Source organism: Vibrio sp. 03_296 (assembly GCF_002265885.1).
Window position 1 is genome coordinate 1 of sequence record NZ_NPKW01000681.1, and the last position, 567, is coordinate 567.

General features: G+C 48.9%; 1 pseudogene. It reads right to left on the reverse strand.

Going from position 1 to position 567, the window contains the following annotated elements:
• A pseudogene (locus CIK04_RS27110) lies at positions 1-496 on the reverse strand (capsular biosynthesis protein); the annotation flags it as partial.
• Between the last annotated feature and the right edge of the window lie 71 nt (positions 497-567).

Sequence of the window (567 nt, forward strand, 5' to 3'; positions counted from 1 at the left end):
TAGTGGATCACCACCAAACGTGCCCACCACAGAGTCCCACTTTTCGTACTCTCCCATCACCGCAACACGTTTGGCACCATGACCAAACTGATAAGCAATCACCGGAAACTGCAGATAGAAAATCCAGTACAGCGTTTGAGTCACACGGTAGATCTGTGATTCGCGGCAAAAGCCAAGTAATAAGCACAGTGTTATCAGCGCCAGCGACAACTCATTTTTAAAGCCCACAATGGTGACGGTCACGCCGTTTTGCAACACGGTCGAAAGCAGTGCCAAGACAAACAGAGCCACCAGACCGAACAAGATGAGCTGCTCTTGTGTATCAAGCGAAAACTGGCTGAAACGTGTTTGCATCATCAATAAAATGACCATCACACAGGCCAAATAATAGCAGCCACAGCACCGAACCGATGCCCGTGAAGTACTGTACTAAACCGCACACCACTAGGGTTATCCAGGCGAGCCCTTGTAAGTAAAAGCCATTATTGAGCGTCACGCAGCACCTCGCTATCACTCATACTACGCGCTCGCTTGTTCACCGTGAGATAAATAAAGCCGTAACGCAAG